Below are 22,840 nucleotides of genomic sequence, written 5' to 3'. Positions count from 1 at the left end.
TTTGGTTGTGTAGCGAGGGTGAGAAATTGCCATGACAGCTTGGTTCCAGGTTGGAATGGTTAGTGGGGCTGGATGTATAGAATGACAGTCATTTATTTTTAAAATTAGCCTTTGCATTAAATAATGCGATAGATCGCAATATAGCCGAGTTATTATAAAATCAGTTGCATATATTAATCGTCTTTGCGCATACTGACTTTGGTTTTAATCAAAAACCTGAATTTTAACAGTTGGTAATTATAAGGATTAATGATGTCTTACGATTATGAAATAATCACTATTACTAATACTGATAGTGGCGATAATACTAAAAATCCGGTTTATGTGAAACTTCAGTCAACATCAGAAACAGGGCCTGAGAAAAAGTTATCCAGCGAGAACTTTAATCAAGGTGAATTGTTTTCAATAGTTTTGAATGGGCTAACGACAGGGAATGCGCCGTTAACGAACGAAGTCTTTCGGTTAGATGGTAAAGATGCATGGTCATTAAACAGTACTTGGGTCACACGTATTAATGATGGTCAATGTTTTGCTGGAGGTGGCGCATGGTTGGACAATCATGCTTCTAAAACTGTCGGGCTTTCGCAGTATAATGGCGGGGATTCAACGCACCGGGATAAGGCAGATTCGAGTTTTATACTGACAATTAAAACTTCAAATGATGACCATGCAGGATCAAATAATGCTGTTTACATCAAGTTATTTGATTCTTATGGTAATGCATCGACATTTACACATATTGATCAGCCTTTAAATGACTGGCAAACAGGAAAAACGGACACAGTTGAAGTAAAAGTGTCTGTTCCTTTAATCGGGCCGATCACCAGACTGATGCTGAATAAACCGGGCACACAAGGATGGAAGCCAGAGTCTATTTCAGTGAGGTCGAAAATTTATTCAGAACTGAGTACACATTTCACGGTAAATTCTTGGTTGGATGGCGAGAAACGCTGGTGGTTTGGCGCTGCGGATTAAAAAACATTCACCTCCAGTATATTGATAACAAAGCGCCCGGTTGATAGCCGGGCGTTTGCGTCCACTGAGACAGGTTGCCGATTCAGAGTGAATTACGCCAATTTCGCCTCAAAGTGTTTCCCCAATAAGGCGTGGTAGAAGTCCTGATCGGACAGCACGCCCACCAATTTATTTTTGTTACCCTCATTCTGCTCGGTCAGTAGCACAGGTTGTCCGGTACGGTAGCGGATTTCCAGCGCATCGCGCATTGAGATATCCGGACTGGCAGTGACAATATCAGTCTGAGACAGGCGGTCGAGATCGTCACCCTGGTGCCAGCTTTGCAGCGCCAGATCCTGATCCTGACGACGTGCCGCCAGTACTTCACCATCATCATTGGTATTGAGCCGGGTGCCTTCGTGACGGTTGAGGATCAGCATGTCTTCCAGGTTTTCCAGCGCGCTGGCCGGTGTCATCAGCGAGCGGCCACGCAGTACGTTAAGCGGGTTAGTGTGGGCGACGAAATCTTTGACATACTGAGTGTTAGGCTTCAGAACAATCTCTTCCGGCTTGCCGTGCTGGATCAGTTCACCGGATTCCATGATCGCGATGTTATTGCCGATTTTCAGCGCTTCATCCAGATCGTGGCTGACAAAGACAATGGTCTTATTCAGTTTGCGTTGCAGATCGAGCAACTCGTCTTGCAACTGACTGCGGATCAGCGGGTCCAGCGCCGAAAACGGTTCGTCCATCAGCAGAATATCGCTGTCCATGGTAAAGGCACGGGCCAGGCCGACACGTTGCTGCATCCCGCCTGACAGTTCGTGCGGCAGCTTGTCTTTCCATTCAGCCAGCCCTACCATTTCCAGTTTTTCCATCGCCCGGCGGCGGCGTTCAGATTTACTGATGCCCTGCATTTCCAGACCAAATGCTGCGTTATCCAGCACAGATAACCAGGGCATCAGGGCAAATTTCTGAAACACCATGGAAATACGCTCGGTACGCATGTGGCGCAGGCTAGTGGCATCGCAGCTGGCCAGATCGACCATGCCATCGCCGTCCTGTACTTCCAGCTTACCGCGCGAAACCGGGTTCAGGCCGTTGATGGCCCGTAGCAGACTGGATTTACCTGAGCCGGACAGGCCCATCAGGACACAAATCTCGCCTTGCTGTACGTTAAGACTGACGTTATTCACGCCGACCACATCGCCGGTTTCATCAATAATTTCCTGACGGCTTTTGCCCTTATCCAGCAGTGCCAGTGACTGCTCGGTATTTTTACCGAAGATGACGTCTAAGTTTTCAATTCGAATGGCAGTCATGTTCAGCCCTCCTGATTTTTGCTGGCCGGGGTTTTACACAGGCGGTCGAGAATAATAGCGACCAGTACAATCGCCAGACCTGCTTCAAAGCCCTGCGAAATGTTCACGGTATTCAGTGCGCGGATCACGGGTTTACCCAGACCATCGGCACCCACCAGCGCGGCAATCACCACCATAGACAGAGACAGCATGATACATTGGGTAATACCCGCCATGATGTTTGGCATTGCCGCCGGCAGTTCTACTTTGAACAGCAGCTTGGAACGTGTCGCACCGAAGGCCTGACCTGCTTCGAGCAGTTCTTCCGGTACGCGGCTGATCCCCAGGTAGGTCAGTCGAATCGGAGCAGCAATGGCAAAAATAATGGTGGAAATTAAGCCCGGCACCACACCCAGACCGAACAGCACCAGGGTTGGGATCAGATATACAAAAGTCGGGATAGTCTGCATCAGATCAAGAATCGGCCGCATCAGGGTATAAAGCCACGGCCGGTGCGCTGCCATAATGCCGATGGGCACGCCAACCAGCACTGAAATTGAAGTGGCGGTCAGCACCAGTACAAAGGTTTCCAGCATTTCCTGCCAGTAGCCCAGATTGAGGATCAACAAGAGCGCGACCACCACAAAAGCGACCAGCGAAATACTGCGGTGCAGCGCCCAGGCCAGCAGCGCGGTGATCAGAATCGGCGCGGCAGGCGGCATCCATTTAAACACATCCACCAGCATCATGATCAGAGATTCCAGGCTGTAGGAGATGGCGTCGAAAAAGCCGGCCGCATTAAAAGTCAGCCAGTCGACCAGATTTGCCATCCATTCGCCCAGTGGGATCTTATGATCGGTAATAAAATTCACATTAACTCCTTAAAAGGGGTACAACAAAAGCGGCCGCAGGCGCCAGGTTCAGCACCTGCGGCAAATTATTAAATGTCCAGGTAATTCTTCACGGCGTCAGTGCCCTTGCTGCCGTCGAGAGCAGTCACGTCTTTCAGCCATTTATCCAGCACGGCCGGGTTGTCTTTCAGCCAGGCTTTCGCCGCTGCTGCTGGTTTTTTCTGATCGTTGAGAATGTCACCCATCAGGGTGTTTTCCATCTCCAGGCTGAATGTCAGGTTTTGCAGCAACTGGCCAACGTTCGGACAGGTTTGCAGGTAGTCTTTGCGAACATTGGTAAACACGCTGGCGCCGCCGTAGTTAGGGCCGAAGAAATCATCCCCGCCGTCCAGGTATTTCAGTTCGAAATTGTTGTTCATCGGGTGCGGCGCCCAGCCCAGGAAAACCACCCACTGATCACGGTTTACAGCACGTTTCACCTGAGAAACCATGCCCGCTTCACTGGATTCCACCAGACGGAAGTCTTCCAGACCAAAAGCGTTCTGGTCGATCATGTCCTGAATCAGGCGGTTGCCGTCGTTACCCGGTTCAATGCCGTAGATCCGGCCGCGGAATTTGTCTTCGAACTTCGCCAGATCGGCAAAGCTGTGCACGCCGGCATCGTAAACGTATTTCGGCACGGCCAGGGTGTATTTAGCGCCTTCGAGGTTGGCGCGAACAGTTTCAACGGTGCCATTGTCGCGGTATTTGGCAATGTCACCTTCCATGGTTGGCATCCAGTTGCCGAGGAAGATATCTATGTCACCATTGGCCATGGAAGAATATGTCACAGGTACAGACAGCAGCTGTGTTTTGGTGCTGTAACCCAGACCTTTCAGTACTTCGCTGGTCACGGCAGTGGTGGCAGTGATGTCGGTCCAGCCCACATCAGAGAAGCGCACCGTGTCGCACTGCGCAGCCATAACAGGCTGGGTACCGGCAGCAAAAAGTGTCGCAAATGCAGTGTACTTGATGGTTTTCTTGATTGTCGTCATGACGTGTCCTTTATCCATTTCGTTGCTGTTATTTAGCCTCGTGTTCGGCTGAGGCGTGAGTGGCAGGCCCGCCTGCTGACTGAAAACAGGCATGCAGTGGCCCTGTGGTGGTGGGTTTCACCACCACTAAAAGGTGCTGTTGTTCAACGTTGAGCGTCAGTTCGCGTCAGCAGCTTCAGGTTCTTTGCTGCGTTGCTGATCCTGCCAGTTGTCCGCAATCCAGACCGGCACATGCGCCGCGGGCAGGGCAGGTTTGCCCAGAATCTTATCGGCGGCTTTTTCTGCCACCATGATGGTTGGCGCGTTGAGGTTGCCGTTGGGAATAGTCGGGAAGACAGAGGAGTCGACCACTCGCAAACTGTCGATGCCACGCACCTGGCAGTCACTGTTCAATACCGCCATGGCATCCTCATCGCTGCCCATTTTGCAGGTGCAGGACGGGTGATAGGCACTTTCGACATTTTCACGAACCCAGGCATCAATGGCTTCATCACTCTGGATATTTTCGCCAGGCTGGATCTCCTGTCCTCGGTACGCCGACATTGCCGGTTGGGTCAGAATTTCACGGGTCAGGCGGATAGTATCGCGCCAGTCTTGCTTGTCCTGCTCGGTACTGATGTAGTTGAACTCAATACCCGGCTTGGCTTTCGGATCAGCAGACGTCACCCAGATTCGGCCGCGGCTCTGCGGTTTATTCGGGCCGACATGGACCTGAAAACCATGACCGTCGAAAGCGGCCTGACCGTCGTAACGCATCGCGGCTGGCAGGAAATGGTACTGCACATTGGGCCATTTCAGACCGGCACGCGAACGGATAAAAGCGCAGGACTCAAAGTGGTTAGTGGCACCCAGTCCGTCTTTGAACAGGATCCAGCGGGTACCGATCATGCCTTTGCTGATCAGGCCCAGCTTGCTGTTCAGGGTCACCGGCTCTTTACATGCGTACTGGAAATAGACTTCCAGGTGATCCTGCAGGTTTTCACCCACGCCCGGCAGGTCGTGTTTCACCTCAATACCTGCCTCTTCCAGCACGGCTTTCGGACCAATGCCCGACAGCTGCAGCAATTGCGGTGAGCCGACCGAACCGGCCGACAGAATCACTTCTTTTCTCGCCGTCGCTGTTTGCACCATACCGCTGCGTTCAAACTCAATACCGGTGGCTGTTTTGCCTTCCAGTACCACTTTGCGGCTTAACACACCCGTCAGTACGGTCAGATTGCCGCGTTTCATTGCCCGGCGCAGGTAAGCGTTTGAGGTAGAGGCCCGCACCCCCTGATCCACCGTCATGTGCATCGGGCCGAAACCTTCCTGCTGATAACCGTTGTAATCGTCCGTTGCCGGATAACCTGCTTGCTGACCGGCATCAATAAAGGCCTGATACAACGGATTGAGCGCCATATCATTACCGTTACAGGTGGCGACCGGGCCGTCTCCGCCGCGGTAGGCATCTTCACCGTCTTTCCATTTTTCAGCACGGCGGAAGTAGGGCAGACACTCACGGTAGCTCCAGCCTGCCGCGCCGTGTGCTTCCCATTCGTCGAAGTCGCAGGCGTGACCACGGACATACACCATGCCGTTGATCGATGAGCTGCCACCCAGCACTTTACCGCGCGGGCAGTGCAGCTGACGGCCATCCAGGCCAAATTCCGGCTGAGTCTCGAACTGCCAGGCATATTTATCGCTGTTCATCGGGTACGACAGCGCCGTTGGCATCTGAATAAAAATACTCTTGTCGCTGCCACCGGCTTCCAGCAGCAGCACCTGATACTTGCCGCTTTCGGTCAGGCGGTCTGCCAGCACACAACCTGCTGAACCGGCACCGACAATGATGTAATCAAATTCTTGCTTCATGGCGTTCCCTTTACGTCTGTTCACTTTGGCTTGGCGTGTTTTTTCCACATACGTGGTTACTGGTAAGGGCATTCAAGATCACCCAGTTCAATCAGCACACTCTTGGTCTGGGTGTAATGATTCAGGGTGTCCGGACCGTTTTCGCGCCCGACACCAGAGTGCTTGTAACCGCCGACCGGCATTTCTGCCGGAGAACCGCCCCAGGTGTTGATCCAGCAGATACCGGCTTCAATGCGAGCGATCAGACGATGAGCGCGCGACAGATTCTGGGTAAAAATACCGGCTGCCAGGCCATAATCTGTATCGTTGGCACGGCGAATCACTTCGTCTTCATCACTGAAACGCAGCACAGACATTACAGGGCCAAAAATTTCTTCTTTGACCTGGGGCATGTCGTCGGTGCAGTCGGCGAAGATCGTCGGTGCAACAAAGTGACCTTTGTCCAGACCATTTGCTGTGACGCGTTCACCCCCCGCCAGCAGGCGGGCGCCGGACTGCTTGCCAGCTTCAATAAAGCCCAGCACTTTTTCCAGATGATCAGCAGAAATCAGGGCGCCAATCTGGGTATTGATATCGCTCGGGTCGCCGACTTTCAGCTTGGCGGTGCGCGCTGCCAGACGAGTCAGGAACTCGTCGTAAACCGCATCGTGAACAAACACTCGGGTGCCGTGCGTACACACTTCGCCCTGGGTGTAGAAGTTCGCCATCATGGCGGCTGACACAGCGTTATCCAGTTGGGCATCGTCAAACACGATCAGCGGTGATTTACCGCCCAGTTCCATAGTGACGTCTTTCAGGGTGCCGGCGGCATCGGCCATGACTTTTTTGCCCGTGCCACATTCACCGGTGAAGGACACTTTGGCGATTTCCGGGTGGCGTGACAGCATCTGGCCGACGCGATAATCACCCTGAACCACGTTGAACACACCGTCAGGGACACCGGCCAGGGTATAGATTTCAGCCAGCTTGAGTGCCGTCAGCGGGGTTTCTTCAGACGGCTTGAAAATCATGGCGTTACCTGCCGCCAGCGCAGGGGCAGACTTCCACATAGCAATCTGGATAGGATAGTTCCAGGCACCGATACCGGCACAAATGCCCAGCGGTTCGCGCCGGGTATAGAAGAACTGGCCGTGACCGAGATCCTGCTGCTGTCCGGCTAAGCTGGCTGCCAGACCGGCGTAGTATTCGATCACATCGGCACCTGTCGCAATATCAACTTCCAGCGCTTCCTGCAACGGTTTACCTGTGTCCTGAACTTCCAGTGCCGCCAGTTCGTCGTTACGTTCACGCAGCAGCGCGACCGCTTTCATCAGAATACGACCCCGTTCGGCACCACTCATGGCAGACCACTTGGCAAAGCCAGCTTTGGCAGATTCAATTGCACGCGCCATATCGGCTTCAGAGGCCTGGCCGATTTCAGCGATCACTTCACCGGTGGCCGGATTTCGGGTTGTGAAGTGTTCACCAGAAGAGGCTTGAATGGCTTGGCCGTGAATGTACAGGGATGTCTTGGTCATACTGTTTCTCTGCTCCTGAGTCGTGGCTGATGGGGTGCATCAGTCCCGAACAATGATGAGTGTCTGCTTGCTGGCACACTGTGATTAAAGATACGGTGCCAGTTGCTTTTCGAGGTAATCGGTAATAATGGACTGCGCCTGAGTCGGGCTGATACCGCCCGGTGTTAATGCTCCCCGCAACCAGATACCGTCAATCAATGCTGCTGTGCCCTGGGCGACAAACAAGGCTTTGTCAGCAGGCAGCACTTGCTTTAATTCATGGCGAAGGTGAGACAGCAGGCGTTTTTCGTTAACCCGCTGCAGGCGGTGAAGTTGCGGGTCGTGCATGGCCTGCGCCCAGAAGGACAGCCAGGTTTTGACGACTTTGTTGTCGACCTGATAGCTGTCGAAATTACCGGCGACAATGGCTTTGATCCGGCCCGGGACATCTTTCTTGTCAACGCTCGCCAGGTGTTCCATCACGGTATGCGAAAGCTGGCGCAGTACCGAACGCATGGTTTCTTCCAGCAGACCGTGTTTACCGCCAAAGTAGTGGTTGATGATACCCGGTGACACACCGGCTTTTCTGCTGATCAGCGCCACACTGGCCCCTGCCAGCCCCACTTCATCTATGGCTGCCATAGTGGCTTCCACCAGTTGTGGTTTTCGGATTTCCGGCATTCCTACTTTGGGCATGATCAGTCACCAATATTTTTAATTGAACGATTAATTAAAAATAAAATGACACATCGAATGATCTAAGTCAAAAAAAATGTTTAGTGTTGTAATGTTTAGTTGTGTGATTGTTTTGAAGGGTTGCTTGCTAGCGGGTGACTGTAAGAATGAAGGTTTATGGCTGTTATGCAGTAAAGCGGACACTTAAAAGATTGTCCGTTTTGTTCTGTTTTAAGGGTGAAATATGAGCAGAAATCGCCTTAAATTATTAGACTTCTGAGTTATGTGGTTGCCATGGCAGCCTGCCAGAACTCAGCGGTTTTGAACCGCTGTGACGAGAAATTGAATATCATGCATTGGACACCTCCAGTAGCGAACCTTGGCCGATGAGCCAATGGTGGTGAAGACCGCAGATGTTGTTGAGAGGATTGTGGTGAATAATCCGCTGTATCTGGTTGGGGGGCACAGGCTGCGATGGTATTCAGGATTTTCTGTTCCATTTTTTCGCCAAGATGGGCGGTTGCTTCATCCAGGATCAGGATTGGCTTGCCTGTCCCGTCTGAGAAAGAAAAGCACTTGGACAGCATTGTCAAAAAAGTGATGTCTGACTGCAAAATACTTCAAGTACCGCAAAAACTACGGGACTTTGCGTCTTACTATTCAGAAACCCTTCTGCCACCTCAACTGCTACTGTTTTCATTAGGCGGGACCTACACCGCCAGATCCTCGATGAATAACAACAAATGCAGTGGTTAGGCAGAGGTGTAACCATGAAGTACTCACATGTCTTTTTGCTGGCTGTGGCAATAACAGCACTCGCGGGATGTAATGATGACGATGAACCGACAACAGGGGATAACTCACCCCCTGTTGTGGCTCCCGGTGACTCAGGCGGCGACGGTACACCTGGCAGTCCTGATGATGGCCCGGGCGATGGCCAGTCTCCGGGCGATGGTGATCCTGATCCGGAACCCAGGGTGGATATCGATGGACTGCCATTACCCGATACCCAGTCCAGTCCGGATTATGAAACGTATGTGGCTGGCCAGCCTGGTTACTACACCAGTTTGTCCAGTACCGAATTTAATAACATTCGCTTTACCAGCGTGGCGACGGAAGACAATACGCCCAATGATAACGAATTGAACAATCCGGTAGCGAAACTGGGTCGGATTCTGTTTTATGATGTCCGTTTATCGGCCAATAACACTGTCTCATGTGCTTCCTGCCATCAACAGGAGCATGGTTTCACCGACCCGGCGCAACTGAGCACAGGGTTTGATGGCGGGCACACAGGGCGCCATTCTATGGGGCTGACCAATTCCCGCTATTACGATCCCGGCCGTTTCTTCTGGGATGAACGGGCTGCAACGCTTGAGGAGCAGTCGGTAATGCCGATTCAGGATCCGGTAGAGATGGGCATGAACTTGTTTGATCTCGAAACCAAGCTGGGGCAGACCAGTTTTTATGGTCAGTTGTTTACCGAGGCTTTCGGCGATGAAGCCATCACCAGCCAGCGGATAGCCCTTGCGATGTCCCAGTTTATGCGGGCCATGGTGAGTTATGAGTCCAGGTTTGATCAGGCGGTTCAGGCAGAACTGAACAATGATCCAACGCCTGTGCTATCTGCTCAGGAACTCAGAGGGCTGGACTTGTTTGATTCTCTGAACTGCATTGATTGCCACACTACCACCGCCTTTGTGCTGGACAGAAATCACAACAATGGCTCAGTCAGCAATAATGACCCGGATCAGGGCGTAGGCGGCAATCTGGCCGGATTCTTCAAAACGGGTTCCCTGCGCAATATCTCTGTTGGTGCCCCCTACTTCCACGATGGGCACTTGCCTGATTTGATGTCTGTGATAGAGTTCTACAACAGTGGTATCAATAACCACGCTAACCTCAGCCCCGATTTGAGAGACCGCACCGGACGGCCCGTCAGAATGGGATTAAGCCAGGCGGACAAAGAAGCGTTGGTGGCTTTCCTTGAAACCCTGACCGATGACAGCTTCCTGAGTAATCCTATATTCAGTGATCCTTTCCCGCCAGAGGAAGCAGGGACGAGCGAATGAGCAGAGCCATAGGGTTATACTCTGTTGAATTATCTCCTCATACGACTTAATCGCTGTAAGTGGTATGGGTTAAGAGTAAGTAGATTCAGATCAAAAGGCCACATTGAGGTGTTTTAAGACACTCAAGTGGCCTTGGTGGGCAGTTCTGGCTCAGCGGTTACTCAGACTTGAAGCAGGGCAAGCCCTGCTCGGCGTACCAGCGCTTTAGTTCGGAAATAACTGCCTCTGGTGAGTCTTCGATGCCAATCATTGTGGGGTGCGTAAGAAGAGCACTGCCTTCAGGGTGTATAATCTCACTGTTGAAATAATACACAACCTCATCAAGCAGATTGTCATCTCGATTTTCAGCATAAATTTTATCCAACAGAATTTGAAATTCTGCCTCAGTATAATCAGTGAATTTATTTAACATTTGATGAGTACCACTTCCCGAACAGGTTCGATAAATATGTGGATCTGTGGCTTATACTGACACTCAGGGCGCGATCATACTTCGCTCAATTCTTGTTCAAGTGGTGAACGAGCTTAAAATCTAGGCCAATTTTTACGAAAATTGCCGAGAAGATGAAAAATTTTGAGTTCAACAAACACACGAAGTGTTCGTTGTCTGAGCGAGTAAGTTAGTATGCTCTCACCCTGTACTGACACTGAACTATGAACAGCTTCTTTGCTAACAGTACCAATAGATGGAAAGAACTATAAATCTCCTTGAAGGGATTTCTCCAGCTGTACTTGATCACAGCTAGGGAAGGACGTGTGATTTAACCAAGAACATTAGTATCGCGAATAAATCGAACAATCACCACCGCCATAGGCGGTGGTTTAGGGGTGACAATCAAAACTTTTAAAAATGCACCTTATGCATCATTTTGTGCATACTCGATGATTCTCTGTACCGTCAGATTCTTTGAGTCTTCAATGAGTTCCTGGACCAAAAAAACCTCCAAGAAATATTCAAACCCTTCCGGTACTTGCCCATTGCTAGGCTCCAAGCAAACAACCGCTTCAGCTTGCGGAATCCAAGCCCCTTTCACGTAAATAGTATGTTCAGGGTTAAAACTATTTATATTACGAATAACGTTTTCTAAGTTCATTTATTTTCCCCAAATTGAATAGCCGCCTTTATTATCAGGGTGTAGAACATTCCACTCTTCACTGCCAATAGTATGCTGGTTTCTTGGAACCAATACCATGTCACCCTCCCCTCGCTCATGATGCCATGTCCAATCTTTCGGTGGTCTGCGCGGAGCTAAGCCGGTAGTAGTTCGTGAAATTTTAATCCCTAGGCGATCCATATGCTGAGCAAATTGCGGGTCACTCTCAATTTTTTTCAACAAGTTCTCGTTGGCTTCTTGAAAATGTCGAGCACGAGACACTCCCGGGTATGATGTTGAAGACAGCTTTGTCTTGTACGCAATTGAATATGCCCTTTCACTGTAAACAAAATAAATTGGAGGAATCCCGGAATCTTTCGGGAACACAATTACTAAGTCTTTCCAAGTAACCTTTTCTGCTTCCGGAAAGATTTCAACCAACGGTATCGATATGTCTTCAGGTATGGGAGTGATATAAATGTCACTTTTTTCATATCCGTCGTCATGATCCGGTGTCAGTTGCCACTCTGGCTTGCCCTCTTCATTCGGCGTCCAGGTAATATGCGGGCCGTTTTCCTCCAGCGCAACGGAGTAGCTGTTGGTCTTTTTATCCAGTCCGACATAACGCACCGGAATGCGGGTGTCATCCATGTGATACGCACGAACCTGCGGATAAGATTCGCCCGGCGCCGGGTCGGTCAGGCGGATGCGGATCCGGCTTTGCACGCTTTCTAAGTTATGCAGCTCTTCTTCGGTGTGCTGGGTGTCGTCATCGTGCCAGATTTTTCGCTGCATCATCAGCACTGAGGTAATCCCGCCGGAGGTCATCAGCCGATAGTCGTCCAGCACACTGCCGAGTTTGCCGGTCAGCCTGGTGAGAGCGTTAGCGGCATCCTTATTGGCCGAACTGAGTGCCTTGTTGCCAACCGCGCCGCCAGCACTGCTCGCAAGTGCTGATTGGGTGGCTTGCTGTGCCTGAATAACTGCGATTGGATTGGCCTGAGCCGAGCTGAAAAACCACGAGAACGGCCCAAAGTTAGTGATCGGCTCTGGCGATGTACCGGCGTCTGTGCATCCTTGCTGGATATCACAGGACTTGGCAAACACCGGCGCTACCACCGACTTGATACGCACGACAGGAATGTCTGCCGCCAGCCCGCTGGGATACATCGGAATGATGCTGGTGTCTTCAATGCACGAACCGTCGTAGTGATAGCAAGTGTTGAGCGGCTGATTAACATCGGCTGGCGGCACCGGCGGCCGTTCTCTGACCGGCTCGGAGGCAGCCACAGCATCCGGTGATTGTACTGTCAGAATATGCCCCGCCTCCAGTAATAAGGGGTTTTCTTCATAGCCTGGATTCAAATCCAGCAGTTCTCGGGCGGTCAGGCCGTATTGCCGGGCAATATCAGACCATGACTCCCGCTGTCCGGTGGCCGGATCACGCTGTACCGTATGAGAGCTTGTTGACTCAGTCTGACGCTGCTCATTGCTACTGTTTTCCCGCACAACAACAGGCTCTTTGATGGCATCCAGCAGCGCACCGAGATCGATTTTGACGCCGTTTTGTACCAGCCAGTCTTCACTCAGATTATCCAGATGCAGGCGGGTGATCCGCTCGCGGCGGTAGACCAGATACTGATTGTCTGCCTGCTGGCCGCCCCGTTTCCACGGCAGCAAAATAGCACTCTGTACGCCATGGTGCAGATCATCGCAAAGCCGGTCGTGGGTTGAATACGTCGCCTGAAATGCCCAGCGTCTGTCTCCGAGGATCTGGTATTCCTGCACCAGCTTATCGTCACAAAAATGGTAGAAGTAACCCTGTGTGGGGTGGCCCAGACGCCCGTCAATTTCCACCGCAGGCATAACAGCCACGAAGGCGTCCTGCGCCTGACCGGCTCCTTTGGGATGAACGGTCACCGGCTCAACCGGAGTCACACCCAGTGATGAGCTGGCGCGGATCACGTACAAATGTTTCGGCTCTTCAACCCTGACCTCTGTGGTGTGGCGATAGCCCTGTTCAATCGGTTTGATTTGCCAGTTTGCCCGCCAGTCTTCTGCTTCGGTGTTGCCTAACGCAAATTCGCAAGTGCTGTGCTGGTGCAATGACTCTGCCGAACAGGACAGATCAAAACTGTACTCGAACTGTGCCACTGGCTCCGGGTCTTCCCCTGCCGACGGCGGAGGTGCAAGGGTGGAGTAATCCTCAAGGGGCGCATAAGACGCCCTGGGATATCTTTTTTTCACTGAATCGTCATCAGCACTCACAATGCCCCCTTAACAAAAAAGCAGCTATATCAAACATTTTGCGCAAGATTTTATCACTGGGAAGCGGTTGCGGTGTGACGGTTTTTGAGGGTGACTTTCAGTGGAAATAACAAGTTTCAGGTTGCGAATTGCCGGTTTGGGGTGTGGAAATGCAAGGTGAGGTTTGAGAGGGGAGCTACTAACCAGATATAAAAAAACCAGCCCGCAGGCTGGTTTTGTCTGTTTGAGATCAGGAGCGGGTTACTTTGCCATTTCCGCTTCTGGTTGGCTTTCTTCCAGATCACAGGCGATAAAGCCGCCTGTCTGGTGCGCCCATAAATGGGCATAAATGCCGTTTTTGCTCAGCAGTTCCTGATGGCTGCCTTGCTCAACAATCTGGCCCTGGTCGATGACGATCAGGCGATCCATAGCTGCAATGGTTGATAAACGGTGCGCAATCGCGATGACTGTTTTGCCTTGCATCAGTTGGTACAGGCTTTCCTGAATTGCCGCTTCAACTTCTGAGTCCAGCGCTGAGGTCGCTTCGTCCATCACCAGAATCGGTGCGTCTTTCAGCAGCACGCGAGAAATGGCTATACGCTGGCGCTGACCGCCGGACAGTTTCACACCGCGCTCACCGACCTGTGCATCGTAACCGACATTGCCGTGCGGATCGGTCAGTGTTTCAACAAATTCATGGGCGTGTGCCTGACGGGTAGCCGCCCGCAGCTCTTCTTCTGTTGCATCGGGTCTGCCGTAAAGAATGTTTTCGCGAATAGAGCGATGCAGCAATGACGTATCCTGCGTGATCATTCCGATATTGCCGCGCAGTGAATCTTGCGTGACATCAGCGATGTTCTGGCCATCAATGCGGATGGCACCGGATTCCAGGTCGTGGAAGCGCATCAGCAGGTTGACCAGCGTTGATTTACCTGCGCCAGAGCGGCCGACCACACCCACTTTCTCACCGGGTTTGATATGCAGATTCAGCTGTTCGATAACGCCTTTGTCTTTCTCGCCATAGTGGAAGCTGATGTTATCGAATTCAATGCCGCCCTGAGTCACATCAAGTGGCTGCGCATCGGTTTTGTCTTCAATCGATACCGGTTTAGACAGGGTTTTCATGCCATCGACGACAGTACCAATGTTTTCAAACAGCGCACCGATTTCCCACATGATCCATTTAGACATGCCCTGCACGCGCAGCGCAATACTGATAGCTACGGCAATAACACCCACAGTAACGGCACTGTTCATCCACAGACCAATTGAGACAGTGGCAATCACGAACAGCAGCAGGTAGTTAATGGCATCGACACTCAAAATGAATTTGGTTGCCAGGCGCATCTGACGGTACACAGTATCCAGAAACCCCTGCATGCTTTCTTCGGCATATTCGGTTTCACGGTTGGTGTGCGAGAACAGTTTCACCGTGGTGATATTGGTATAGCTGTCGACAATACGGCCGGTCATCATAGAACGGGCGTCGGCCTGTTCGGTGGCGATTTTTTTCATTTTCGGTACGAAGTAGAACTGAATACCGATATAGGCCATCAACCATACCAGGATAGGCAACATCAAAATGATATCGGCATTTCCCATCATGACAATCATGGCGGTGAAATACACGCTGATGTAAACCAGCACATCCACCATTTTCATCACGGTTTCCCGGACGGCCAGCGACGTCTGCATGACTTTGGTTGCAAGGCGTCCGGCAAAATCATCCTGATAAAACGAGACGCTCTGGCGCAGCAGATAGCGGTGCGCCAGCCAGCGGATCGACATCGGATAATTCCCCAGCAGGGTCTGGTGCATGATCATTGAGTGAGTGAAAGCAAGGAAGGGGATCACCACCACAATCAGCAGACCCATCATCCAGAGTTTTCCGCTTTCTTCAGCCAGAAAAGTGTCAGGTGAGTGTTGAGCCAGCAGGTCAACCAACTGTCCCATGAAGCCTAATAAAGTAACTTCAACAATGGCAATACAGGCGCTGAGAACAGACATTGCCAATAATGGCCAACCGAAACCACGTGTATAGTAGCGGCAAAATGCCAGCAGGCTGCCCGGGGGCTGCTGAGGCGTTTCGTCCGGGAAAGGCGCCGTCAGTTTCTCAAAGAATTTAAACATAAATTATTGATTCCAATTGTGCATGTGACGCAATAGGCGATAGCCTTAAAGGATGGCCGTAAGCATTACGGCTGAACACTGTTTACTGTTTGAGTGCTCTTTAATGTGTCAGAAATAACGGCAATATTTTATCAGAATCTGACCATAATGACGCATCAATTTTAGATGTCCGGAGTGAATAGGCGAACAGAATGTCTGACAGTCAGGTTCAGTTAAAGATAAACATGCTGAGGTCAGGATTTGAACAATCCCAGGATCAAGCATTGACGGTAAGTTTGCCAGCGGGCAAACACCTTGCTCTTTCCGGCCGTTCGGGCAGCGGAAAATCGAGTCTGTTACAGGTACTGGCTGGTTTACAGCCTGCCAGTTCAGGTCATTTTTTGTGGCAGGGGCAGGAAATCAGCCCCGGCAACTTGCGCTGGTGGCGGCAGCAATTCTGCTATTTACCTCAAGCGCCAGTGATGGGGGGCGAATCGGTGGGGGATGCCTTACGGCTGCCATGGACACTGAAAGCCGTGAAAAGCGATATGCCTGACGATAAGCGTTGTGTGGATGTGCTGCTGTCACTGGAGATTACCCATGGACTGGAAAAAGCGGTCAGTGCGTTGTCCGGAGGTGAAAAGCAACGGGTTGCTGTTGCCCGGGCACTGTTGATGGACCGGCCCATCTGGCTGCTGGACGAGCCGACTTCGGCGCTGGACAGTGCCAGCCGTGATAAGGTGATGGCCCAGCTGGCGTTACAGCCACTCACGTGTGTGTCTGTGTCACATGATCCCCACTGGCTGGCATCGGCTGAGTATCAGATTGAACTGGGAGTCAGTCATGAATAATGCCATTGCGATTTCAAACCTGTCACTGGCCGGTTTCTATCTGTTGTTGCTGGTGCCGCTGGCGCTGTTTTACCGCTGGCAATTGGGACTGAGTAAGCCGACCGTCACTGCCGTGCTTCGCATGACCTTGCAGCTTGCGGTGGTGGGTTTGTACCTGCAAACCCTGTTTGATTTCCAGCATCCCGGTCTGAATCTGTTATGGCTGGGAATCATGGTGACAGTGGCAGGTTTCAGTATCTGTCGTCGCGCGGGGATTGCGCTCGGAAAAGCGACACTGTCCGTGATCACTGGTTTGCTGGTGTGCTTATTTGTGGTGCTGCCACCTATGCTGGTGGGTTTGATCCATGCTGATCCCTGGTGGCAGGCGCAATACCTGATCCCAGTCGCCGGAATGATTCTGGGCAATGCCCTGACCGCTAATGTACTGGCGCTGGAGCGCTGGTATGCCAGCCTGAAAGAAAAAAATAACGAGTATCAGTTTTATCTGGCAATGGGCGCGCCGCACCCGATCCAACCGTTTCAGCGAGAGGCGGTCAAAGCGGCGTTAATGCCGCAGTTAGCCAGTATGAGCACTCTGGGGATAGTGGCCTTGCCGGGTATGATGACAGGTCAGATCCTCGGCGGCACGGAACCTGTTCTGGCGGTGAAGTATCAACTGGCGATCATGATCGCTATTCTTGTTGCCGTCTCTGTGAGTGTCGCGGCCACCTTAGGCATGATGAGCCGGTTTGCCTTTAACCGCTATGGACAGTTAGTGCTCTAGGGGCACAGAGTCAATCTGTGCTCTCAGCCATTGCACAAAACAGTCAATGGCCGCGGAATGGCGGTGGCTGATCAGGTAATAACCCGCATTGGCCTGCAGGGGAGCAAACGGTGACACCAGCCGGCCTTTGTTGACGTCATCACCTATCAATGCCTGCCGCGCCATGGCGACCCCCAGTCCGGCTTCGGCTGCTGCCATTGCCATGTCTGTCCGGTTAAAAAAGTGGCCTCGCCGACTGTCGGCCTGTATGTGCATGCTGTTAAACCAGTAGCGCCACTCGGTATCCCGCTCCGCCTGACGCCACGGCATCGCATCATGCAGTAACGTCACCTGGTGCCAGGCTTGCGGATGCAACCAGTCGAACTTTGCCTGATAGTCGGGACTCATGACAGGCAGCAGGGATTCCGCCATCAACAGACTGGTTTTGCCGTCATCTTTAATTTCGTCGTCACGGCGGTAATCAATCACTAAATCGCAATCTGTGTCCCGGCTGTCGACCAGGGCACCATCGGCGTATGTCTGGATATTGATGTCAGGGTAGTGCTGATAGAAATCATGCAATCTGGGCACCAGCCATTTGAAGGCAAATGAAGGGGTAAGTCTGAGGCGAATTTCACCTTCGGGCTGGGGATCAGTCTGAAGCTCCCGAATAACCTCAGCAATGTCAGTCAGGCTCCGGCTGACAACCTGATGCAGCCGCTGGCCCTGCTCGGTCAGGATGATGCCTCTGGCATGACGTTGGAACACCGGGAAGCCAAGTTGTTGTTCAAGCTGCCGTATTTGCTGGCTGACCGCACCTGTCGTGATATGTAACCGACTGGCAGCACCGGTAAAGCTGGTGGTTCTGGCGGCGACATCGAAAGTAGCCAGCACCGCCAGCAGGTTGCCTTTTATGACTGACATGTTTTCTTAATCTCTTCGGGTCGCGCTGACATTGCCAGTCAGCTAGGCTTTCAGTATAAGCTTATAGAATAACTATACGCTGATGTTAATAATTATCGATTGTTAAGGTGATGTAAATCGCGCAATCTGCGCTTTTATTAAGGTGTGGAGAGCGTATTTGCGTTTTCTTACCGAAACCCAGCCACAGCGAAGAGAGAGACGTATGGAAGTCATTGTATTAGGAAGCGGTGTTGTCGGGCTGACGTCAGCCTGGTATCTGGCGCAGAAGGGGCATCAGGTGACGGTTATTGACCGCCAGTCCCGCAGTGCAGAAGAAACCAGTTTTGCTAATGCCGGGCAGATTTCCTACGGCTACTCTTCACCGTGGGCAGCGCCTGGCATTCCGGCGAAAGCCATTAAGTGGCTGGTACAGAAACATGCGCCGCTGAAAATCAAACCGTCGTTATCGCCGGATTTGTACAGCTGGATGGGTAAGATGCTGGCCAACTGCAACTATGTCAGTTATCAGCGCAATAAAGCCCGCATGTTACGCGTCTCAAATTACAGCCGGGAAAGTTTGATTGAGTTGCGCCAGCAACACGATCTGCACTACGAAGGCCGTCAGAAAGGCACATTGCAATTGTTACGTACTCAAGCTCAGCTTGATGCGGTCGGTAAAGATATTCAGGTATTGGATGAAAGCGGTATACGGTTTGAACTTCTGGACGCCGCTGGATGTATCGCAGCAGAACCGGCGCTGGCTAAAGTGCGGGAGAAAGTAGCGGGTGGCTTGCGATTGCCGGATGATGAGACTGGCGACTGCTATAAATTCTGCCAGCAACTGACCGCTCTGGCTGAGCAGGCCGGTGTCACTTTTGTGTTTGATACCCCAATTAAAGGACTGCGACATGAAGCGGGGCGCATTGTGGCTGTTGATACCGATAAAGGTGAGTTCAAAGCCGATGCTTATGTGGTGGCGCTGGGCAGTTACTCAACAGCCATGCTGGACACCTTAGGTATGCAACTGCCGGTTTACCCGGTCAAAGGGTACTCGCTGACCATGCCGCTGAAAGACAGCGACGGCGCCCCTGTGTCGACCGTGATAGATGAAACCTATAAAGTCGCTATGACACGGTTCGATAACCGTATCCGTGTGGCCGGTACGGCTGAGCTGGCGGGCTTTAATCTGCATCTGACCGAGCAGCGAAAAGAAACCATCGCTATGGTTGTCAATGATCTGTTCCCTGACGGCGGCGATCTGAACCAGGCCGAGTATTGGACTGGCTTGCGTCCGATGACACCGGATGGTACACCGGTCATAGGTAAAACGCCTTTTGATAATCTTTACACCAATACCGGGCACGGCACGCTGGGTTGGACCATGGCCTGCGGGTCTGGTCGTTTACTGGCCGATATTGTCAGTGGTAATGACACGGATATCGACACAGACGGCTTATCTATCCACCGGTATCTGTAACCGGCACGTAAATGCTATCTCCCGGTCAGGCTGCGTCCGCCTGATCGGGGCTACTCCCTCAATCTACATATCTTCGCGTTATTCACGCCTTACTGCCCGCACTTGGGTGATTCAACGTCAGTATTCAATACCTACCAGGCATTTCACTGCGCCTATGCTAAAGCTTTGATATGACATCGGTTGTACTGTATCTTTACGGGCTTTATACCATGATGCGCAGGGTATCCTGACGCCATCTGGTTATCTGCAGTTAACAAATAAAGACAGCGCGCCGCTCTATTTTAAGGAAAGAGAGTGGCTTACTGTGAATCAGGGAAATCTGGATAATGCATAAACGATATGTGATGTCAGCCGTGGCAATGATGTTGACCATGTCTGGCTGTTCTTCAATCAGTGAAGAAGAATGCCGGCTGGGTGATTGGCATCAGATGGGCTTGGCCGATGGCCAGAAAGGGAAAAAGAATTACTCGGCCATTTACAGTGAAGAATGTGCGGAATATGGTGTATCTGTTGATCTGAAATCTTACCAGCAAGGCCGACGTGAAGGATTAACCTCATACTGTACTTACGAAAATGGCACTCTGGTTGGTCAGTCCAATGCAAGCTATGACAATGTCTGTCCGGCAGACTTAGCCAGAGATTTTCTGTCAGGTTACACGCCTTACCATAATCTGGCCCAAGCGCAATCCAGGTTGGACTCGGCAGAAAGCAGTGTGAATAACTACAAAGCGAGGCTGGAAGAGGACACGCTGTCCAGTGATGACAGAAAAACATTTAAAGCGGAGCTGAAATCGGCCAAGTCGCGGATGGAGCGTGCGGAGTTTGATGTTAACCGTTTTGAATATGAACTTGCCGTTCATAAGATTGACAGAGAAATGACTCAGATTCATAGTCAACTGACCTCGGAAACACTGCCTCAAACGCAAAAGACAGCGCTGAATCAACGCCTTGCCAGTCTGAACAATCAGCGTAAATATTACGAGACCTTATCGACAACAGAAAATACGATTCAGAATATCAAAAATATTGCTGATTTATTTTAAATGTGACTGAGTGGTGATCTGAAACTTCCTTAGTGTTTATTATCATCAAATTTAGCATTAATGAATTTAATGTCTGTCTTTGGGTAAAAACACAGTTTAAATTAATAGTATTATCATTAGATAAAGAATCTTGTTGAAGTCAGGGTGTGATCTTGAGTTAAAACTTTAATTCTTGTTGCATAGCATGTGTGCGCATAGTTTGAAGTCTGCCTAGATTTAACAAAACAACTCCAATTTAACATTTTTGTAACCTTGTGTTTCGTCAACAATGTGTTGGCTAACAACACACAAGGAGTCACACATGCAAGTATGCATAACAACAAAAAAGACGCTTCTCGCCACTCTCATCAGCTCAACCATGTTGACCGGTTGTTATTGGGATGACCCGAAAGAAGCCGCGGCTTACGTCAGTAGCGAAATTGAACATGAAGATGTGGTAGAGCATTTGGTGGAGTTGGAAGCGCGTGCCACGCCGACATCGGATGGCAGCTCTGTGACCCGTGCTGCCGGCTCAGACGGATACCAGTATTCTGTTGATTACATCATCGAAGTGATGAAAGAACACGGCTATAAAGTGTCTACACAGGAGTTTGATTTCCGCGCCTGGGAAGAGCTGGCCGGAACAACGCTCAATGTTGACGGCGCTGATCTGATTAGCACTCGTGAGGCTGGAGAAGGTGTTGAAGCAGACTATGCCGTGATGTCCTATTCGGGTGATTCAAATGGTCAGTTGGCTGGTGACATCGTATTTGTCACGCCGGATTTTAACTTTGACAGTCCGAATTACGATGATACCGATGGTTGTGAAGCCACTGATTTTGACGGTAAAGCGATCACCGGGAAAGTGGCGGCCATCCAGCGCGGTGGCTGTAACTTCACAACGAAAGTGGTGAACGCACAAAATGCCGGTGCCAAAGCGGTGATCGTCTTTAACCAAGGGAACGATGAAGGCCGTAAGGGTGTGGTTAACGGTACGCTGGGCAGCGATACAGCGGCGACAGTACCTGCTTTCGGCGCCCGGTATGAAATAGCTAAACAGTGGTTCGATGCCAGCCAGACTCAGCCCGTCCCTGTGGTACTTGCGGTCGATGTCAAAGACGAAATGGTCGTAACCCAGAACGTGATTGCGGAAACCAGACGCGGTAATCCGAATCAGGTGGTGATGCTGGGGGCGCATCTGGACTCAGTACCGGAAGGGCCTGGTATCAATGATAACGGTTCAGGTACGGCCGGTTTGCTGGAGTATGCAATTACGCTGGCTGACACCAGAGCGCCAGTGAAAAACAAAGTCCGGTTCGCTTGGTGGGCAGCAGAGGAAGCAGGCTTAGTGGGTTCAGAGTATTACACTAACACATTGTTTGCCCCTATCTATGATCAGGCTCAGAACGAGATTCTGGCAGAACTGGGACTGGACGATCCCAGCCAGTTGACAGAAGAACAGGTTGAGCTGGTTGAAGCCCGCTACACTAAGCTGAATAAAGTGAAGCTGTACCTGAACTTTGACATGATCGGTTCGCCAAACTATATCTTCGGTGTCATGGATGGCGACCTGTCGGATACCAAAGACAGCCCGGACAATGCCTATACCGGTGATTTCAAACCGCCATACGGTACTTCCGACATTGAATCGACATTCAATGAGTTCTTTACGGCAAAATCTGAGTTCACTGTGCCTCAGGCGCTGTCTAAACGTTCTGATTATGCAGGTTTCGCTGATTGGGGTGTGGCGTTCGGTGGCCTGTTCACCGGTGCTGAGAAAGTGAAAACGGCTGAAGAAGTGGATCAGTTTGGCGGTGAAATTGATGTGGCTTACGACAGATGTTATCACCAGGCCTGTGATGATCTGAATAACGTCAGCCAGAAAGCCTTGTTCGTTAATACTCAGGCCCTGGCCTATGTGACGACTTACTATGCGTTCAGTAAGCCATTATTCCCTGAAGTTGCTGAACCGGCAGTGAAAACCATGTCGCGTATGCCAAGCGACATGAAACCAACGCAAAAACTGCGTATTGGTGAGAAGCTGAAAGCTGCAGAGAGTCATTCGGATCACGGTCACTTCCACGGTGACTTTGATCAGGATCGCCAGTAATGACCAGCGATTAACGCTAAACATAAACAGCCACGCAAATGCGTGGCTGTT

Annotated in this window: 18 protein-coding genes; 7 read left to right on the top strand and 11 right to left on the bottom strand. The window is 51.1% G+C overall.

What is annotated here, in order from left to right; all coding sequences use genetic code 11:
* Positions 1-252: 252 nt before the first annotated feature.
* Positions 253-975, top strand: coding sequence for a PLAT/LH2 domain-containing protein (locus IFO68_RS18015; protein ID WP_192017207.1), 723 nt, complete (start codon positions 253-255; stop codon positions 973-975).
* A gap of 92 nt (positions 976-1,067) precedes the next feature.
* On the opposite strand, the gene choV is transcribed toward IFO68_RS18015, so the two are convergent.
* The 6 genes from choV to betI all read right to left on the bottom strand — a co-directional run bounded on the left by choV (position 1,068) and on the right by betI (position 8,183).
* Positions 1,068-2,276, bottom strand: a complete 1,209-nt coding sequence (choV, locus tag IFO68_RS18010; protein WP_192017206.1) for a choline ABC transporter ATP-binding protein — start codon at positions 2,274-2,276, stop codon at positions 1,068-1,070.
* 2 nt (positions 2,277-2,278) lie between these two features.
* Entirely contained in the window at positions 2,279-3,127 is an 849-nt protein-coding gene (choW, locus tag IFO68_RS18005) for a choline ABC transporter permease subunit (RefSeq protein ID WP_192017205.1), read from the bottom strand.
* Between the two features lie 68 nt (positions 3,128-3,195).
* Entirely contained in the window at positions 3,196-4,140 is a 945-nt protein-coding gene (locus IFO68_RS18000) for a choline ABC transporter substrate-binding protein (RefSeq protein WP_192017204.1), read from the bottom strand.
* A 156-nt stretch (positions 4,141-4,296) separates the two neighbouring features.
* Positions 4,297-5,991: a choline dehydrogenase gene (gene betA / locus IFO68_RS17995; protein WP_192017203.1), complete on the bottom strand. Its 1,695-nt coding sequence runs from the start codon at positions 5,989-5,991 to the stop codon at positions 4,297-4,299.
* Positions 5,992-6,047: 56 nt separating this feature from the next.
* Positions 6,048-7,508, bottom strand: a complete 1,461-nt coding sequence (gene betB / locus IFO68_RS17990) for a betaine-aldehyde dehydrogenase (RefSeq protein WP_192017202.1) — start codon at positions 7,506-7,508, stop codon at positions 6,048-6,050.
* A gap of 84 nt (positions 7,509-7,592) precedes the next feature.
* The gene (gene betI, locus IFO68_RS17985; RefSeq protein ID WP_192017201.1) at positions 7,593-8,183 is read right to left on the bottom strand and encodes a transcriptional regulator BetI; all 591 of its coding nucleotides are present in this window, start codon (positions 8,181-8,183) and stop codon (positions 7,593-7,595) included.
* Between the two features lie 749 nt (positions 8,184-8,932).
* Here betI and IFO68_RS17980 point away from each other — a divergent pair.
* Positions 8,933-10,234, top strand: a complete 1,302-nt coding sequence (locus IFO68_RS17980; RefSeq protein WP_192017200.1) for a cytochrome c peroxidase — start codon at positions 8,933-8,935, stop codon at positions 10,232-10,234.
* 157 nt (positions 10,235-10,391) lie between these two features.
* On the opposite strand, the gene IFO68_RS17975 is transcribed toward IFO68_RS17980, so the two are convergent.
* The 4 genes from IFO68_RS17975 to IFO68_RS17960 all read right to left on the bottom strand — a co-directional run bounded on the left by IFO68_RS17975 (position 10,392) and on the right by IFO68_RS17960 (position 15,705).
* Positions 10,392-10,646: a bacteriocin immunity protein gene (locus IFO68_RS17975; RefSeq protein ID WP_192017199.1), complete on the bottom strand. Its 255-nt coding sequence runs from the start codon at positions 10,644-10,646 to the stop codon at positions 10,392-10,394.
* Positions 10,647-11,091: 445 nt separating this feature from the next.
* Positions 11,092-11,328: a hypothetical protein gene (locus tag IFO68_RS17970; protein ID WP_192017198.1), complete on the bottom strand. Its 237-nt coding sequence runs from the start codon at positions 11,326-11,328 to the stop codon at positions 11,092-11,094.
* Positions 11,329-13,596 (bottom strand): S-type pyocin domain-containing protein, encoded by a 2,268-nt coding sequence (locus IFO68_RS22100; protein ID WP_336510286.1) that lies wholly within the window; start codon positions 13,594-13,596, stop codon positions 11,329-11,331.
* A 240-nt stretch (positions 13,597-13,836) separates the two neighbouring features.
* Complete coding sequence (locus IFO68_RS17960) at positions 13,837-15,705, bottom strand: ABC transporter ATP-binding protein (protein ID WP_192017197.1); 1,869 nt, start codon at positions 15,703-15,705, stop codon at positions 13,837-13,839.
* A gap of 263 nt (positions 15,706-15,968) precedes the next feature.
* Between IFO68_RS17960 and IFO68_RS17955 the strand changes: the two genes are divergently transcribed.
* Positions 15,969-16,535 carry an ABC transporter ATP-binding protein gene (locus tag IFO68_RS17955; RefSeq protein WP_330872802.1) on the top strand — a complete coding sequence of 189 codons (567 nt, stop codon included), beginning with the start codon at positions 15,969-15,971 and terminating at the stop codon, positions 16,533-16,535.
* Positions 16,528-17,298, top strand: coding sequence for an ABC transporter permease (locus IFO68_RS17950; protein WP_192017195.1), 771 nt, complete (start codon positions 16,528-16,530; stop codon positions 17,296-17,298). The genes IFO68_RS17955 and IFO68_RS17950 overlap by 8 nt, the downstream gene beginning before the upstream one ends.
* Here the strand turns inward: IFO68_RS17950 and IFO68_RS17945 are convergent.
* Complete coding sequence (locus IFO68_RS17945) at positions 17,287-18,201, bottom strand: LysR substrate-binding domain-containing protein (protein ID WP_192017194.1); 915 nt, start codon at positions 18,199-18,201, stop codon at positions 17,287-17,289. The two genes, IFO68_RS17950 and IFO68_RS17945, sit on opposite strands and share 12 nt — an antisense overlap.
* Before the next feature lie 202 nt (positions 18,202-18,403).
* Between IFO68_RS17945 and IFO68_RS17940 the strand changes: the two genes are divergently transcribed.
* The 3 genes from IFO68_RS17940 (at position 18,404) to IFO68_RS17930 (ending at position 22,789) form a co-directional block, all read left to right on the top strand.
* Positions 18,404-19,657 (top strand): D-amino acid dehydrogenase, encoded by a 1,254-nt coding sequence (locus tag IFO68_RS17940; protein ID WP_192017193.1) that lies wholly within the window; start codon positions 18,404-18,406, stop codon positions 19,655-19,657.
* A 326-nt stretch (positions 19,658-19,983) separates the two neighbouring features.
* Positions 19,984-20,700 (top strand): DUF2799 domain-containing protein, encoded by a 717-nt coding sequence (locus IFO68_RS17935; RefSeq protein WP_192017192.1) that lies wholly within the window; start codon positions 19,984-19,986, stop codon positions 20,698-20,700.
* A gap of 301 nt (positions 20,701-21,001) precedes the next feature.
* Positions 21,002-22,789 carry a M28 family metallopeptidase gene (locus IFO68_RS17930; protein ID WP_192017191.1) on the top strand — a complete coding sequence of 596 codons (1,788 nt, stop codon included), beginning with the start codon at positions 21,002-21,004 and terminating at the stop codon, positions 22,787-22,789.
* The last annotated feature ends 51 nt before the right edge of the window (positions 22,790-22,840 follow it).

Origin of the sequence: Photobacterium arenosum (assembly GCF_014841115.1) — a bacterium.
GTDB classification, from domain to species: Bacteria; Pseudomonadota; Gammaproteobacteria; order Enterobacterales; family Vibrionaceae; genus Photobacterium; species Photobacterium arenosum.
This window is presented reverse-complemented; position numbering and strand designations above follow the sequence as displayed.

Bases quoted from the DNA above. Each gene is read 5' to 3' on its own strand.
- IFO68_RS18015 (WP_192017207.1), top strand. From the start codon at position 253: ATGTCTTACGATTATGAAATAATCACTATTACTAATACTGATAGTGGC.
- choV (WP_192017206.1), bottom strand. From the start codon at position 2,276: ATGACTGCCATTCGAATTGAAAACTTAGACGTCATCTTCGGTAAAAAT.
- IFO68_RS18000 (WP_192017204.1), bottom strand. From the start codon at position 4,140: ATGACGACAATCAAGAAAACCATCAAGTACACTGCATTTGCGACACTT.
- betA (WP_192017203.1), bottom strand. From the start codon at position 5,991: ATGAAGCAAGAATTTGATTACATCATTGTCGGTGCCGGTTCAGCAGGT.
- betB (WP_192017202.1), bottom strand. From the start codon at position 7,508: ATGACCAAGACATCCCTGTACATTCACGGCCAAGCCATTCAAGCCTCT.
- betI (WP_192017201.1), bottom strand. From the start codon at position 8,183: ATGCCCAAAGTAGGAATGCCGGAAATCCGAAAACCACAACTGGTGGAA.
- IFO68_RS17980 (WP_192017200.1), top strand. From the start codon at position 8,933: ATGAAGTACTCACATGTCTTTTTGCTGGCTGTGGCAATAACAGCACTC.
- IFO68_RS17975 (WP_192017199.1), bottom strand. From the start codon at position 10,646: ATGTTAAATAAATTCACTGATTATACTGAGGCAGAATTTCAAATTCTG.
- IFO68_RS17970 (WP_192017198.1), bottom strand. From the start codon at position 11,328: ATGAACTTAGAAAACGTTATTCGTAATATAAATAGTTTTAACCCTGAA.
- IFO68_RS17960 (WP_192017197.1), bottom strand. From the start codon at position 15,705: ATGTTTAAATTCTTTGAGAAACTGACGGCGCCTTTCCCGGACGAAACG.
- IFO68_RS17950 (WP_192017195.1), top strand. From the start codon at position 16,528: ATGAATAATGCCATTGCGATTTCAAACCTGTCACTGGCCGGTTTCTAT.
- IFO68_RS17945 (WP_192017194.1), bottom strand. From the start codon at position 18,201: ATGTCAGTCATAAAAGGCAACCTGCTGGCGGTGCTGGCTACTTTCGAT.
- IFO68_RS17940 (WP_192017193.1), top strand. From the start codon at position 18,404: ATGGAAGTCATTGTATTAGGAAGCGGTGTTGTCGGGCTGACGTCAGCC.
- IFO68_RS17935 (WP_192017192.1), top strand. From the start codon at position 19,984: ATGCATAAACGATATGTGATGTCAGCCGTGGCAATGATGTTGACCATG.
- IFO68_RS17930 (WP_192017191.1), top strand. From the start codon at position 21,002: ATGCAAGTATGCATAACAACAAAAAAGACGCTTCTCGCCACTCTCATC.